The organism is Haliea sp. E17, from assembly GCF_048323675.1.
Classification (GTDB): domain Bacteria; phylum Pseudomonadota; class Gammaproteobacteria; order Pseudomonadales; family Halieaceae; genus Mangrovimicrobium.
The window spans coordinates 1-14,421 of the sequence record NZ_JBLWFK010000009.1; the positions used below are offsets into that span (position 1 = coordinate 1).

10 protein-coding genes and 1 pseudogene are annotated in these 14,421 nt (G+C 61.7%); 1 reads left to right on the top strand and 10 read right to left on the bottom strand.

Translation table 11 applies throughout. The annotated features are described in order from the left end of the window. Positions 1-186: hypothetical protein (locus tag ACNKU3_RS19470; RefSeq protein ID WP_418261240.1), on the top strand; the 186-nt coding region annotated here is incomplete at its 5' end. A gap of 520 nt (positions 187-706) precedes the next feature. Here the strand turns inward: ACNKU3_RS19470 and ACNKU3_RS19475 are convergent. From ACNKU3_RS19475 to infB, 10 genes and pseudogenes are all read right to left on the bottom strand, one after another. Next, positions 707-2,389, bottom strand: a complete 1,683-nt coding sequence (locus ACNKU3_RS19475; protein ID WP_418261342.1) for a tetratricopeptide repeat protein — start codon at positions 2,387-2,389, stop codon at positions 707-709. Further along, positions 2,390-2,455: pseudogene (locus ACNKU3_RS19480) on the bottom strand (SEC-C metal-binding domain-containing protein); the annotation flags it as partial. A gap of 74 nt (positions 2,456-2,529) precedes the next feature. Further along, on the bottom strand, positions 2,530-4,227 hold the full coding sequence (locus ACNKU3_RS19485) for a hypothetical protein (RefSeq protein WP_418261241.1): 1,698 nt from the start codon (positions 4,225-4,227) through the stop codon (positions 2,530-2,532). Between the two features lie 107 nt (positions 4,228-4,334). Beyond that, the gene (locus tag ACNKU3_RS19490; RefSeq protein WP_418261242.1) at positions 4,335-5,873 is read right to left on the bottom strand and encodes an alkaline phosphatase PhoX; all 1,539 of its coding nucleotides are present in this window, start codon (positions 5,871-5,873) and stop codon (positions 4,335-4,337) included. Between the two features lie 208 nt (positions 5,874-6,081). Next, on the bottom strand, positions 6,082-7,551 hold the full coding sequence (locus tag ACNKU3_RS19495) for an FAD-binding oxidoreductase (protein WP_418261243.1): 1,470 nt from the start codon (positions 7,549-7,551) through the stop codon (positions 6,082-6,084). Positions 7,552-7,693: 142 nt separating this feature from the next. Next, positions 7,694-9,820, bottom strand: coding sequence for a polyribonucleotide nucleotidyltransferase (gene pnp, locus ACNKU3_RS19500; RefSeq protein ID WP_418261244.1), 2,127 nt, complete (start codon positions 9,818-9,820; stop codon positions 7,694-7,696). Between the two features lie 59 nt (positions 9,821-9,879). After that, complete coding sequence (gene rpsO, locus ACNKU3_RS19505) at positions 9,880-10,149, bottom strand: 30S ribosomal protein S15 (RefSeq protein WP_418261245.1); 270 nt, start codon at positions 10,147-10,149, stop codon at positions 9,880-9,882. A gap of 156 nt (positions 10,150-10,305) precedes the next feature. Next, positions 10,306-11,232, bottom strand: a complete 927-nt coding sequence (gene truB, locus ACNKU3_RS19510) for a tRNA pseudouridine(55) synthase TruB (protein ID WP_418261246.1) — start codon at positions 11,230-11,232, stop codon at positions 10,306-10,308. A gap of 3 nt (positions 11,233-11,235) precedes the next feature. After that, entirely contained in the window at positions 11,236-11,637 is a 402-nt protein-coding gene (gene rbfA / locus ACNKU3_RS19515) for a 30S ribosome-binding factor RbfA (protein ID WP_418261247.1), read from the bottom strand. A gap of 28 nt (positions 11,638-11,665) precedes the next feature. Beyond that, positions 11,666-14,383 carry a translation initiation factor IF-2 gene (gene infB, locus ACNKU3_RS19520; protein ID WP_418261248.1) on the bottom strand — a complete coding sequence of 906 codons (2,718 nt, stop codon included), beginning with the start codon at positions 14,381-14,383 and terminating at the stop codon, positions 11,666-11,668. Positions 14,384-14,421: the final 38 nt, after the last annotated feature.

Genomic DNA, 14,421 nt, shown 5'->3' on the forward strand with positions numbered 1-14,421 from the left:
ATCGGCCCGATCGCCAAGCCGGACGTGATCCAGTGGGCGCCGGACCTGCCGAAGACCCGCTCGGGCAAGATCATGCGCCGTATCCTACGCAAGATTGCGGAGAACGAGCTGGGGTCGCTGGGGGATACCAGTACGCTGGCGGACCCTTCGGTGGTCGACAAGCTGATTGCCAACCGCCCGGGCTGAACCGGCTGCTGTAGGTAGGTCAAAAGCGGAGCCCTGGATGCGGGCTCCGGTCTCATACCCCTTCCGCGGCTCGAAGGACTTTTAACTCACCGCGGAAGGGGTATGAGACCGAATCCCTCGTCAGCAGTGAATTCGACTCTTGGTCCCTGAACCTGAACTTGGCGGAATTACGCACGGGGCGAGCAAGTGCAGGCGCATGTTCCGTGCGTCGAGTTAAAAGTCTTTCGAGTAAGCACGGGACATGCGCCTGCGCTTGCGGGATCGAAACCACCGGAATGTCTCCCCTGCATCGCCTGAACCCGACGGAATTACGCGCGGAGCGAGCAAGTGCAGGTGCATGTTCCGTGCGTCGAGTCAGTCGCTACCGCCATCCATGGCTCTCGCGACATACCGTACATCCTGTACATAAAAGTCTCTCGAGTAAGTACGGGACATGCGCCTGCGCTTGCGGATTCAATGCCACCGAAACTTTTTCCACTCAAGTTCTGTACTTGCGGCAACGAACCTCCAACCCGGAAATTCAGGACGTTTCTCTCTCAGCCCAGGCCGCCAACAAGCGGTCCTCCAATTCCCGTGTATAGCCCGCGGCATCCGTGAGCGCCGACTGCGCCATGCGCTGTCGCAAGCCCTGCCGCAGGGCGAGCAATGCCTGCCGGTGTTCATTCCAGTAGACGCCGATACGGGCAAAATCATCCCCGTCTGCGGCAATAAATTCGGGCAAACCGATGGCTTCAAGCATGCCGGCGGTCTGCCGGCTGATGATTCGGTCTCCGCACAGTGTCAGTACCGGCGTTCCCATCCACAGAGCTTCGCAGGTGGTGAGTCCGCCGTTGTAGGGGAAGGTATCCAGGGCAATGTCGATATCCGCATACTCCGCCAGCATTTGCTGGTGTGGCGAAGCGGCGCGAAACTCGATGCGCTGCGGCTCCACCCCGTGCTCGGCGAAACGCTGGCGGAATTCTGCCTGCATATCGCTGGACTCGTAGGCCCTGCCCTTGAGCAGCAGGCGCGAATCGGGCACGGCGAGCAGGAGTCTGGACCAGGTCGCGACCACCTGCGGCACCACTTTATGGTGGCGATTGAAGGAGCCGAAGGTCAGGGGGGCCTCCGTCGAGGTATTGCTGGCGAATTCCGGCGCATACTCCGGTGGCTCGTACACCAGCCGGGGACGCTCGAGACGCATCAGGGTTTCGGTAAATTGCTGTTTTGTATCCCGCGGCGAGGAATAACTGTCGGTGACGTAGTAATCGATCGTGGTAAGCCCGGTAGTGTCGAAATAATCGAGCAGGGACACCTGCAGTGGCGCGGGACGGTGCGCCATTACGCCAATGCGGTTTTCCGGCGCATGTCCCGCCAGGTCGATAAGGATGTCCACCTCATCTTCGGCAATCTGCCGGCTGATGGTTGCGGCGTCCGCGCCCCCCATGTCGCGCCACTGGTCTGCGCGCTCGGTGAAATACCGGGTGAGTTCATCCTGGCGTGGCGTAATACTGTACAAGTAGAGTTCGAAGCGGCTCCGGTCGTGGTGATCGAACAGGGGCTTGAAGAAATAACCGACGATTTCCCGGGAGAAACGCGGGGACAGGTAACCGATACGCAGCTTGCCGTCGGCCCGCGGCGAACGCTGGGCAAGGTCGATACGCGGATGCTGTTGCTCTATAGCCCCACCCAGTTGCCGGTGCATGGCAAACAGCTGCCCATGATCCGACTGGGAGAACAGGTGCATGCTGAGCAGGATCTGGCTCATGGTAGCGATATCGATCCTGCCTGAAGCGAAAGCCTTCATGTAGCACTCGATCGCCTCCGCAGAGCGACCCAGGTCGCGCAGGGTGTGGCCGAGATTGGGATAGATCGGAATCAGGTCAGGATTGATCACCAGGGCCCGGCGGAAGGCATTTACCGCCTCGGTCTTGCGCCCGCTGACACTCAGGGCCGTTGCATAGTTGTACAGGTGGGTCGGATTGTCGGGCTCGACCTGCAGGACTTTTTCCATCAGGTCCCGGGCCCGCGCATAATCTTTTTGCTGCAGGGCGATACTGGATGCCATGACCAGCGCATCCAGCGGTACCTGGCTGGCCTGCAACAGCGGGCGCAACACCTGTTCCGCCCGTTCCAGTTCGCCCAGTTGCAGCAACTGCCTGGCGTTAGCCAGTTGCGCGCGAATCTGGTGCAGCGACGAAAGCTGCGGTTGCGCAGCTCGCAACAGGCAGCAGCGTTTGTATTTTTTTCCACTGCCACAGGGACAGGATGCGTTCCTTGCCGGGGACATCGCTCGAAATACAGTACTTCCTGAAAAGTGACTCGACCGACTATAGCACACCTGCCATATCCGTCGATTTCAACTCAGTGGCCCTGGGCGATATTCTGGCCCGGGAGTGCCGACCGCCAGTCGAGACGAATATCCCAGTCGTGGAATTTGTCGAAGGGCAGGGTCGGCGAAGTCTCGTTGTCCACCAGGTCGTAGACGTTGTGCGGGGGCACAACAGTGGCATCCTTGCCGTAGATATAATCCTGGTCTTCGACGATAACCCGGTAGGCCTTGTTGAGTTCCAGCGCCCGCGCCAGTGACGGCGTAATAATGTCGTAGATGCTTGCCACCGCTTCCAGTTCACTGCGCTTCAGGCCGCCGTCCTTATCGAACCATTTCGCCTGCATCTCCGGGTTGCTGCGGAACTCGCCGCCGCCGCCGACGCGGCTGAGGTAGGTGAGGTACTCGCCTTCGGTCTCCCCGCGATTGGGAACGTCCTGGAGTGACTTCAGGTCGATGTAGCCGTAGCCGGCAGCGCCGTCGGGCTTGCGCGGGAAGGCGAAGGTCTTGTCTATCGTGGAGCCGATCGAATTATGGCAGCCCATACAGGAAAGGTTCTCCTCGAAGGTATAGGCGCGCAGACGGCCGTGGCGATCCTCGATGAAACCGCTGACCGACCAGCCCATACCATTGTCGAGACCAAAGTCGCCCAGCCTGGCGTATCCGGGCAGGTATCCGGCATCCTTGGAATAGCCTTCCTCGCGGTAGTATTCGCGCAGGGCAACCAGGGGATAGGAGACCTGCTTCTTGAGGTAACGCACTTCCTTCATGCGCCGGGAGGGGCCGATATCACCCTGTGCGTCCACGCCCACATAGCGCACTGTGTGCAGGAATTCCGTACCCTGTGGATAGGTACCACGCTGTAGAAAGTAGTTGCTCGCCTTGCCCAGGTAGCCGTCCAGTACCGTGATGCGCTCAATCACGCCCAACTTACCATCGCCGTCGAGGTCCTTGCCAACCCTGGCCTCATCCACGGGAAAGGTCGTAATGGCATCGAGCTCTTTCAGGTTGGCCTCGGTCACCGCGAGATTGGCGAGATAGATATCGCGTGAGGGTTTGCCGTCGCTGTCGCTGCGATACTCCGGAGCGAGACGAATCATCACGTCGTCCGTGGAGCCGTTAGTGGGCCAGAATGTGCTGGGGAACGGCTTGTAATTGAACGCGATCCAGTCACTCCCGTCGCGGGCAAAACCCTGATTGTCGAACGCCGCCGCAGCGCCGGCAAGGTTTTCCAGGTCGGGAATCCAACCCTTGAATTCCGCCTCGCGCAGACGCGGGGCGAGTTCGGAATAGTTATCCTGGTTGATCCAGTCCGTAATTTCCGCGTCGGAGATTTTCGCCACCCGCTCGCTGCGGTCCTCGAACAGGTTTTTCCAGTGATTGGTGAGGCCCAGGTCACTGAAGCTGTATGCGACCTGCAGGGCGCCATCACCGAGGGTATTTTCCCGGCCCGGCTGGGGATTCTGGTGGCAGACATAACAGGGGTTGTACTGCCCTTCCGTGCGGGTATAGCACATTGGCGGGATAATCGCTTCGCGATTGTAAGCTGCAGTTACCGGGTGTACGGGAATCGCTGCGGGACGCACTCCTTCATTGTCCTTTAGCAAGGCAAGGTTCTGTTCGTAGTAGGGCACGGACTGTTCCGCTTCGGCCTGGAGCACCGGGGAATAGCCCTGGCTCAACAGCCCGGCTCCGCAAAGAAATAGCAGGGAGATACGTTTGTTCACACTCATTTTCGGGATCCGTAAAACGTGAAAGGCGCCCGCACAAAAGCGTGGGCGCCAGGGAGTGCCGCGCATTCAGCGCGGCGGTATGAAGCCTTGAGAATCAAGCGCCGGAATTACTTGCTCTTTTTCTTGGACTTGTCGTGGTCGCGATTACTCTTGCGCTCGAACTCTCTCGGTTCGTTGACTTCAGAGATATCGAATTTCCACAGGGCGTCACCAAAACCTTCCGGGTATTTGGCCAGGTCGGTGCTGTCCGGGTGCTGGATGGACACCACGAACTCGTCGGGGCTGACCGGGTTGAAGATCATGCCGGTCGCTTCCGCGCCGTCAACCACATGGCTGAGGAAGTGGTCGAGGGATTCGGCGACACCGTCACGATCAGTGTCACGAACAAACCAGATATCGCCGCCACGGTCGCCGCCGTTGGGCTGGTCTTCGATCACGAAGATATTCCCGTACATGTCCTGGGCCAGGTTGTCCGGTGAGTTCAGGATGGCGGTAGTGCCCGGGAAGCCAAGGTTTTTCGGCGTCTCGGCATCGCTGACCAGGACCTGTACCAGCGCCGTGCCGTCGCCGTTTTCGATCACGCTGTACACGGAATGCTCTGAGGTCGCAGCGAAGTAGACCACTGTGTCACCGCTGCGGGTGTAGGACACTTCCATGTCTTCCGGACGGCCGAAGGGGGTACCGTCAAGTTCGTCGGCGGCACAGCGACCGCCGAAGGTGTCGGGGTTACCGCAGTCACTGGAGATGCCGTTTTTCAGCGGGTCAGTGGCAGTGCCGGTAATCTCGATCCAGGTAGCAGCGCCAGTGCGGATATCGGCATTGACTCCGGAGTCCCAGTTCGCGGCCGCATCACCACCATTGGCGATAAAGTCATCCACCTGCAGGACATAGGAGGTGCCGCCCTGAGAGTAATCTTCCGCGTCGTTAAATACGATTTTGTACAATGAACCGGAGTTCCACTCGTCGACGAAGTACAGGGCTCCGCCATCGTGGCTGAAGCGCAGACCCTCATGGGCTACATTGGGAATACCAGTTAATTCACGAATGATTGCGCCATTTTCACTGGCGGCGATCGGGTTCAGTACCTCGATGACACGACCCTGGCCAGCCCACTCTTCAGCCAGCAGCAGGGTGCCGTTAGGGGTAAATGTGGAGGGGTCAAACGCGCCGAAGTCAGTCGGGCTGCCTTCCTCGCCCCAATCACCGCTGAGGCCATTGCCGTCACCGGAGAACAGCATGACAGTGGTATCGGTCATGGTGTCATAGCGGCTCACACCGGCACCCACGGGAGTTTCGTGGGGGATGAAGATGTACTGGCCGGTCGGGTCAAACGCTATCATGTCCCACATGGTTGCACTGGTACCCTGATTCACAACCCGCACCACTGACTGATTAATATCAGCTTCAATCTCACTCATGCTGGTGAGGTTGGTCTGGGACACGCCGGGCGGGGTCTGCCAAGGGTGGTTCAGCTCATTGAAGTGTGACTTCTTGCCGGTGGTACCTTCGACAGTCGCAACGGCTGCAGACTGGGTCAGCGGGTAGAAAAAGATATCGCCCTGCTGGCGGGCATTGTCTGCGGAAACCATCTGGGCATTGGCGAGCAGTACGCCCGCGGCAAGCATACCCTTTGTAAATTTGGACATCAGTGTTCTCTCCTGGATCAGGTGACGTGTGTGTACTGCAATTAGCTTTGCGCGGACCTGGGAAAGTGACGCTTCGGCCCGGCAGTGAAACAAGCGTCGTGCGGCGTAAACGTTACTGAGGGCCTGTTACAGTCCTGCAACGATCAGATGGCGATTGAGTGACAGCTTTGTGACATCCCGCGCCAGCAGCTGCCGGCGCGGGATGCGTTCAGGCCTGGGGAAGGATATTGCTGTTCAGGCGGAACAGGTTGCCGGGATCGTACTGCGCCTTGATCCGCGAGAGCCGGGGGTAGGCGGGCCCGTAGTTGCCGGCGGCGGCCGCACCTTCGAACTCGATATTGTCGTAGTAGCCCCCGGTGAACGGTTCCAACTGGCGGAACCATTCGCGGCAGGTGGCCATGGCCTCCGCGTCCTGCGCCGGGTCGGTCCACGCACCCGCGACAATCATCATGGTCTCCGCCTTGCGGTGGGGAAAAGCTGTGTCCAGCTCGCCAACCCGTTTCACCGCGCCTCCCGCAGTGTGGGTGAAGAAAGCCAGCCGCGGATCCGGCACGAAGCTTTCCAGCATCGCGTCGACCAGTTCCGGGCCAATGGCTTTCACCATGCCGTTCTTGGCATAGGAGCGAATGCCGTGGTGAAAGGTGGCGTCCTCCCAGGTCTGCATGACCTGGTAGTCCTGTACCTTGATGCCATCCTCCATGGGTTTGCCAAACTGGCGCAGGGGAGCCAGTTCTTTCTCCCCCGCCGCGGGGTCGCCGGCGTAGACCACCTCCATCAGGATAAAGGAGGTACCGTCCGGAGTCGTCGCCATGGTCGGCCCGACATAGCAGTCATCGGACAGGCCGAGGTACCAGTCGCGATAGAATGCCAGGACTTCCCGGGCCTGTTCGATGGGCCAGGTGATCGCCCCGGAAAGGACATTGCGGTCGAAGGGATACAGCTGGTAGTCGAAGCGGCTGACCACCCCGAAATTGCCGCCGCCACCGCGCAGGGCCCAGAACAGGTCGGGCTCTTCCTCCGCACTTACCTGGCGCACTACGCCATCGGCAGTCACGACCTCTGCGGCAACCAGGTTGTCGACAGCCAGGCCGTATTTGCGGTTGAGCCGCCCAAAGCCCCCTCCCAGGGTGAAACCACCCACCCCGGTGTGCGACACCACCCCCGCCGTGGTGACCAGCCCTTTGGCCAGGGTCGCGGAATCCAGCTGGCCGAGCAGGGCGCCACCCTGGACACTCGCCCGGCGCGCCAGGGTATCCACCGTGACGGCGTGCATTTCCGCGAGGTCGATCATCAGCCCGCCCTCGCAGACCGACTTGCCGGGCCAGCTGTGCCCGCCGCCCTTGATCGCCAGCAGCAGGCTGCGCTCGCGGGCGAAGGTGATAGCCTTGCTGATATCCGCGCTGTCAGCCACCCGCGCGATCAACGCCGGATGCTTGTCGTGCATCCCGTTCCACAGCTTGCGCGCCACATCGTAATCCGCGTCCCCCGCCATCAGCAGCTCGCCCTGCAGGGCGGCTGCCAGGTCGCGCACGGCGGCGGCCTCGAGCTGGGTCGGCGCGCCGTCCAGGGTGACTGCGGCAATCGCGGTTTGTGCCCTGGCCGCACTGACCCAGGCCAGCGTCGGTGTTACCAACAGGCCGGCGCCGAGCGCGGCCTGGCAAAACTTGCGTCGTTGCATGCTATCCCCCTCCCTGTGGTCATAGCCTCTTAGCAGGATAGACGCTGGGCAGCTACTCGCCAGTCTGCCCGGGCGGGCAGTGAGCAGGCAAAAAAAAGGGGGTGTACCACAGGTACACCCCCTCGGGATGGCGATTGCCGGATCAGTCGGCGGTGTGCTCGGCCTCGGCGGCTTCGCCCTCACCTTCGTCTTCCAGCAGCTCCTTGATGGAGAGCTTGATGCGGCCGCGCTGGTCTACATCCAGCACTTTCACCCGCACTTCCTGGCCTTCGGTCAGGTGGTCGGACACATTTTCCACTCGCTCGTTGGCGATCTGGGAGATGTGCACCAGGCCGTCCTTGCCGGGCAGGATGGTGACGAACGCGCCGAAGTCGACGATACGGGCAACCTTGCCGGTGTAAACCGCGCCGATTTCGGCTTCCGCGGTGATCTCCTGGATCAGTTCCAGCGCCTTGTCGCGGGCGGCGGAATCCTGGCCGAAGATACGCACGGTGCCGTCGTCGTCGATATCGACAGTCGCGCCGGATTCCTCGGTGATGGAGCGAATGGTCGCGCCACCTTTACCGATGATGTCGCGGATCTTGTCGGAATCGATCTTGATGGTCACCATGGAAGGCGCATTCTCGGAGGTCACTTCACGCGGCTGCGCGAGCACCTGGTTCATCTGGCCGAGAATGTGCAGGCGGGCCTGCTGGGCCTGCTCCAGTGCGGTCTCCATGATCTGGGCGGTGATGCCCTCGATCTTGATGTCCATCTGCAGGGCGGTGACGCCCTCGGCGGTACCGGCGACCTTGAAGTCCATGTCGCCGAGGTGGTCTTCGTCACCGAGGATATCGGTGAGGACCGCAAACTGGTTGCCGTCCTTGACCAGGCCCATGGCGATACCGGCAACCGGCGCCTTCAGCGGTACGCCCGCGGCCATCAGTGCCAGCGAGCCGACACAGACGGAAGCCATGGAGCTGGAACCGTTGGATTCGGTGATCTCGGACACCACGCGCACGGTATAGGGAAACTCTTCCTCACCGGGCAGTACCGCGGCCAGGCCGCGGCGGGCCAGGCGGCCGTGGCCGATTTCGCGACGGCTGGTGAAGCCGACACGGCCAGCTTCGCCCACCGAGTAGGGGGGGAAGTTGTAGTGCAGCATGAAGGGATCGCGGCGCTCGCCTTCCAGCGCATCGATGATCTGCGCATCGCGGGTGGAACCCAGCGTTACGGCACCGATGGCCTGGGTTTCGCCGCGGGTAAACAGCGCGGAACCGTGGGCTTTGGCCAGCAGGTCGACTTCACAGGCGATGGCGCGGACGGTGCGGTTGTCGCGGCCGTCGATACGCGGCTCACCGGCCAGGATGCGCTTGCGCACGAGGTTTTTCTCGACCTTCTTGAAGATGCCTTTGACGTCATCTTCGCTGGGGCCACCCTCGACCACCAGTGCGGCCACGGCCGCAGAGCGAATTTCGTCAACGCGCGCGTAGCGGGAGGCCTTCTCGGTAATGCGATAGGCTTCACCGAGATCGGCTTTGACCTGGGCTTCCACGGCAGCCAGCAGCTCTTCGTTGACTGCTTCCGCCTGCCATTCCCAGCGCGGCTTGCCAGCTTCTGCGGCGAGTTCGTTGACCGCCTGGATGACTGCCTGCATTTCCTGGTGAGCGTAGAGCACCGCGCCCAGCATCTGGTCTTCGGTGAGCTCTTTGGCTTCCGACTCCACCATCAGGACCGCGTCGGCGGTACCGGCGACAACCATGTCCAGCTTGGACGCTTTCAGCTGCTCGTAGGTGGGGTTGAGGATGTAACCCTGCGCTTCGCTAAAGCCGACACGGGCGGCGCCGATCGGGCCGTTGAAGGGCACGCCGGAAATCGCCAGGGCTGCGGAGGTGCCGATCATCGCGGGGATATCGGGATCGATTGTCTTGTCCGCTGACATGACGGTACAAACAACCTGTACTTCGTTCATGAAACCGTTGGGGAACAGCGGGCGGATGGGGCGGTCGATCAGGCGCGAGGTCAGGGTTTCTTTCTCGCTGGGACGTGCTTCACGCTTGAAGAAGCCGCCGGGAATCTTGCCTACGGAGTAGGTCTTCTCGATGTAATGGACACCCAGGGGGAAGAAATCCTTGCCTGGCTGCGGGGCCTTTTCGGCCACCACGGTACACAGTACTGAGGTGTTCTCGACGGTCACCAGGACCGAACCGGTCGCCTGACGGGCGATACGGCCGGTTTCCAGGGTGACGGTCTGAGCACCGTACTGGAAAGTTTTAGTTACTGGATTCACTCTTTTTCTCCAATTCTTAAATGACAACCGGGGGACAAGCCCCCGGTATTTCGAGCGATTTAGCGGCGCAGGCCGAGGCGCTTGATCAGATCGGTGTAGCGCGCTGCGTCCTTACGCTTCAGGTAGTCCAGCAACTTGCGGCGCTGGTTTACCATGCGAATCAGACCGCGACGGGAATGGTGATCCCCTTTGTGCTGCTGGAAGTGTCCCTGCAGCTGGTCGATGTTCGCACTCAACAGCGCTACCTGTACTTCGGGAGAGCCGGTATCGCCCTCGCCTTGCTGGTACTCAGTTACAATTGCCGCTTTTTGCTCAGCATTCAAAGCCATTTTTACATTCCTCTTTCGTAATCTGCGTCGGGCTTTTTCACCCGAGGTTAAGAAATGAGCCTGTCCGTGCAGATTAACAGACAGGTTCCAGCCACCTTCCGGCGGCAATTTACCGCGCATCCCTGCGCTATCGGTGTACCGGCCGGCGCGTGCCTGTTACCGGTTGACCACCAATCGACGCGGCGCCACGCGCCCGTCGTCCAATATTTCGCCTACCCCCAGGAACTCGCCGCTCTCAAGGGCGACGCGCACAATACCATTACAGGGCGCATTTGGCACCAACACCGGCTGGCCCTGGCGGAGGTAGAAACCCCCGGATTCGGTGAGCTCGACCAGCGGCAGGGCCCGCAACGCGGTATCTTCTGGCAGCAGGAACGCATCCATCTGCGCCAGCTCATCGTTCTGCTTCAGACTCTCCAGTGTAGGCAAACTGACACTGTCTTCCAGCGCGAACGGACCCGCCTTGGTGCGCCGCAGGACACTGACGTGGGCTCCACAGCCCAGCACCCGGCCGAGGTCTTCGGCGATCGACCGCACGTAGGTGCCCTTGCTGCACTCGAGGTAGATATCTGCCTCGGCGCGGGGCCCGGGGCGGAAGGCGCGCAATTCCAGGTGTTTGACAGTCACCTGGCGCGCCTCGCGCTCGACTTCTATGCCCTGCCTGGCCAGCTTGTAGAGGGGCTGGCCGTCCCGCTTGATCGCGGAAAACATCGACGGCACCTGCTCGATCTCGCCGCGGAACTGTTCCAGGGCAGTGGCGACCTCCGCCTCGGTAACCGCGCTGGCGTCGTGTTCTTCCAGCAATTCGCCATCGGCGTCACCGCTCGCGGTGATCGCACCCAGTACAAAGGTGCTGGCGTAGGCCTTGTCCGCGTCCAGCAGGTACTGGGAAAACTTGGTCGCCTCGCCAAAACACAGCGGCAATACGCCGGTTGCCAGGGGGTCCAGGCTGCCGGTATGCCCCGCCTTGGCGGCGAAAAACAGCCGCTTGACTGTCTGCAGGGCCTGGTTCGAACTCATGCCCGAGGGCTTGTCGAGTACCAGGATGCCATTCACCGGCCGGCCACGGCGATGCCGCGCCATGGCCTACTGGTCCTCCGGTGTTTCGTCGTCGCGCAGGCCCAGCTTGCGGTCGGCGTCGGCGGCGCGGCGGATCAGGTCTTCCATGTCGCGACCGCGGCCCACGCTGGTATCAAAGTAAAAACGCAATTGCGGCACGCTGCGCATGGTGCTGTCGCGGGACAGCTGGCTGCGCAGGAAACCCGCCATGCCGTTGAGCGCCTCGGCGGACTCTTTCGCTTCGTCCGCAGAATCTGCGCCCAGCAGGGTGAAATACACCCGCGCGTGACCGAGGTCGCGGCTCACCTGCACGCCGGTGACGCTGACCATGCCGACCCGGGGGTCGCGCACCTCGCGTTGCAGCAGGCTCGCCAATTCCTTCTGCAGGTAATCGGCGACGCGTTGGGTTCTGGCGTACTCTTTTGCCACGGCAGTAATCCGGAGGAGTCGTCCGCCCTTACAGGGTGCGGGCGATTTCCTTCACCTCGTAGACTTCGATCTGGTCGCCGACCTTCACATCGGTGTAGTTCTTCACGCCGATACCACACTCCATGCCGTTGCGCACTTCACTGGCGTCGTCCTTGAAGCGGCGCAGGGATTCCAGCTCGCCTTCGTAGATCACCACGTTGTCGCGCAGCACGCGGATCGGTCGTGAGCGGTACACGGTGCCCTCGATCACCATACAGCCGGCGATCTGGCCGAACTTGGGCGAGCGGAACACGTCGCGCACTTCCGCGATACCGAGGATTTCCTCGCGCATCTCCGGTGCCAGCATGCCGGACAGGGCCTGCTTGACGTCGTCGATCAGGTCGTAGATCACGTTGTAGTAACGCAGGTCCACACCTTCGTTCTCGACCAGCTTGCGCGCCGCGTTATCGGCACGCACGTTGAAACCGAATACTACGCTGCCGGAGGTAATCGCCAGGTTGACGTCGGTCTCTGCGATACCGCCGACACCGCCGGAAACGATGTTGACCTGCACTTCGTCGTTGCCGAGGTCGAGCAGCGAGGACTGGATGGCTTCCAGTGAACCGCGCACGTCGGCCTTGACCACCACGTTGAGGGTTTTGCGCTCGCCGGCAGACATGCTTTCGAACATGTTGTCCAGCTTGGCCGCCTGCTGCCGCGCCAGCTTGGTGTTGCGGCTTTTCTCCTGGCGGAAATCGGCGATCTCGCGGGCGCGCTTCTCACTCTCCACGACAGCGAAGGGGTCGCCCGCATCGGGCGTGCCGTCGAGTCCGAGGATTTCCACCGGGATCGACGGGCCGGCTTCGGAAATCGGCTGTCCGTTTTCGTCCAGCATCGCACGCACGCGGCCATACTGCAGGCCGGCGAGAACGATGTCGCCGGCGCGCAGGGTACCGCTCTGCACCAGCAGGGAGGCCACGGAACCGCGACCCTTGTCGAGCCGGGACTCGATGACGATACCCTGTGCGGGCACATCCCGCGGCGCCTGCAGTTCCAGCAGTTCCGCCTGCAGCAGCACAGCTTCCAGCAGTTCCTCGATGCCCTGGCCGGTGTGCGCCGATACAGGCACAAACTGGGTGTCGCCACCCCACTCTTCGGGGATGACATCCTTGGCGGCCAGTTCATTCTTGACCCGGTCGGGATCGGCGCCCTCCTTGTCCATCTTGTTGACCGCGACAATCAGCGGCACGCCGGCGGCGCGGGCGTGCTGCACCGCTTCTTCGGTCTGCGGCATCACACCGTCATCGGCGGCCACTACCAGGATTACGATATCGGTACTCCGGGCACCGCGTGCACGCATGGCGGTAAACGCGGCGTGACCGGGGGTGTCGAGGAAGGAAATCATGCCGTGCCCGGTATCCACGTGGTAGGCACCGATGTGCTGGGTAATCCCGCCGGCTTCGCCGGAGGCCACGTGGCTCTTGCGGATGTAGTCCAGCAACGAGGTCTTACCGTGGTCGACGTGACCCATCACGGTCACCACCGGCGCGCGTGATTCCAGCGTGCCTTCATCGGTGGTCTGGGCCAGGGTTTCAACCAGGCTTTCCTCGATGGCGTCGGCGCTGACCAGCCTGACGTAGTGGCCCAGTTCCTCGACCACCAGGGCGGCGGTATCCTGGTCCAGCATCTGGTTGATGGTGGCCATGACGCCCAGTTTCATCAGTTCCTTGATGACGACGCTGGCCTTGACTGCCATCTGCTGGGCGAGATCGCCGACCGAAATGGCCTCCGGAAGCTGGACTTCAATCGTTTTTCGTTCTGTGGGCATTTCGAATCCGTGCTTACCGTGTTCAGAATGGGCTGCTTTGAGTTTCTTGCGCCCACCACGACGGCCGACACCTGATTCCGCGCGGTCCAGGTCGGACAGCGACAGGTTGTGCCCGCGGTGCTTGCCGCGCCCGAGCGGTTCGGCGCGGTCGAGCCGGCCATGTTTCTTCTTGCGTGGCGACTGTTCACGCTCTGGCTCACGCGGCGCCTCGTGCAGGCGCTTGGGACGCTTGAGGGTCTCCTGGGCTTTCTCGGCCTTGGCGACACGCGCCTCCTCTTCGGATTTCTTGCGCTCGGCTTCCTCGCGCTGGCGCGCTTCGAGCGCTACCTTGCGCGCAGCCGCTTCCTCGGCTTCTTTTTTCTGCCGGCGCCTGGCCGCGCGCTGGCGCAGGACTTCGGGATCCATGTTCGCTGGATCGATGTCTTCGTCTTCGTCTTCTTCCGGCTCGGGCTCGGGCACAAACTCGGGCTCGGGCTCTACCACAGGTGCTTCAGCTGCGACTTCCTGCTCGACCGGTGCCTCGACTGTTTCCACCTCGGCGGCCTCGGCCGCTACGCCAATCTCCGCCAGGTCTTCGTCAGCGGGCAGCTCTTCCGCAGCATGCTCCTTCGCCGCGCGCACCTCAGCCTCCAGCTCGGACGGATCGCGCTTCACGTAGGTGCGCTTCTTGCGCACTTCCACCGCTACGGTCTTCTTGCCCTGGGAACTACTGGATTTCAGGGTGCTGATCGTCTTGCGCTTGAGGGTGATGCGCTTGGGAGCCTCGGTGGTCTCCCCGTGACTCCGCTTGAGGTAGGCAAGCAGGGTCTGTTTATCCTCGTCAGACACGGCTTCTTCCGACTCGGTGTGGGGTAGCCCCGCCTCTTTCATCTGCGTGAGCAGACGTTCGGCGGATGCACCCACGACTTCTGCGAGTTGCCGTACTGTCACTTGCGCCATGCTATGTTCTCCTCGATACCCTTGTTTGCGTGTGTCTG

What these genes read in the sequence shown, in the direction of transcription:
- ACNKU3_RS19485 (WP_418261241.1), bottom strand. Translation starts at nt 4,227, where the DNA reads ATGAGTGTGAACAAACGTATCTCCCTGCTATTTCTTTGCGGAGCCGGG.
- ACNKU3_RS19490 (WP_418261242.1), bottom strand. Translation starts at nt 5,873, where the DNA reads ATGTCCAAATTTACAAAGGGTATGCTTGCCGCGGGCGTACTGCTCGCC.
- ACNKU3_RS19495 (WP_418261243.1), bottom strand. Translation starts at nt 7,551, where the DNA reads ATGCAACGACGCAAGTTTTGCCAGGCCGCGCTCGGCGCCGGCCTGTTG.
- rpsO (WP_418261245.1), bottom strand. Translation starts at nt 10,149, where the DNA reads ATGGCTTTGAATGCTGAGCAAAAAGCGGCAATTGTAACTGAGTACCAG.
- truB (WP_418261246.1), bottom strand. Translation starts at nt 11,232, where the DNA reads ATGGCGCGGCATCGCCGTGGCCGGCCGGTGAATGGCATCCTGGTACTC.
- infB (WP_418261248.1), bottom strand. Translation starts at nt 14,383, where the DNA reads ATGGCGCAAGTGACAGTACGGCAACTCGCAGAAGTCGTGGGTGCATCC.